The organism is Alishewanella longhuensis, assembly GCF_014653435.1.
GTDB classification, from domain to species: domain Bacteria; phylum Pseudomonadota; class Gammaproteobacteria; order Enterobacterales; family Alteromonadaceae; genus Alishewanella; species Alishewanella longhuensis.
This window is the reverse complement of the sequence record NZ_BNAO01000004.1, coordinates 1-323: the sequence shown is the minus strand read 5'-3', so window position 1 is coordinate 323 and position 323 is coordinate 1. Positions and strand designations below refer to the sequence as shown.

Here is a 323-nt window from a genome sequence, read left to right as displayed (position 1 = left end):
GAGTAGGGCTTTTCTATTGAATGAGGTGCCTGGCGGTGTACTACTCTCGCATGGCGAATGCCACACTACCATCGTCGCAGCTGCGTTTCACTTCTGAGTTCGGAATGGGTTCAGGTGGTTCCACAGCGCTATTGCCACCAGGCAAAAACGTGTCAGGAACAACGTTTTAACGCACTTTAGTGCGGCCCGCTTGCGGGTCAAATGCATGGATGCATTTGATAAAAAATTGTCGTTCCATCTTTAATCTAGCAAGCTGACTTAGGTTACTCACAACCTTTCTTCTTAAAACATCTTGGGCGTTGTATGGTTAAGCCTCTCGGGCA

Annotated in this window: 1 rRNA gene; it reads right to left on the bottom strand. The window is 48.0% G+C overall.

What is annotated here, in order from left to right:
* Positions 1-27: 27 nt before the first annotated feature.
* Positions 28-142, bottom strand: a 5S ribosomal RNA gene (gene rrf, locus IE163_RS09045).
* Positions 143-323: the final 181 nt, after the last annotated feature.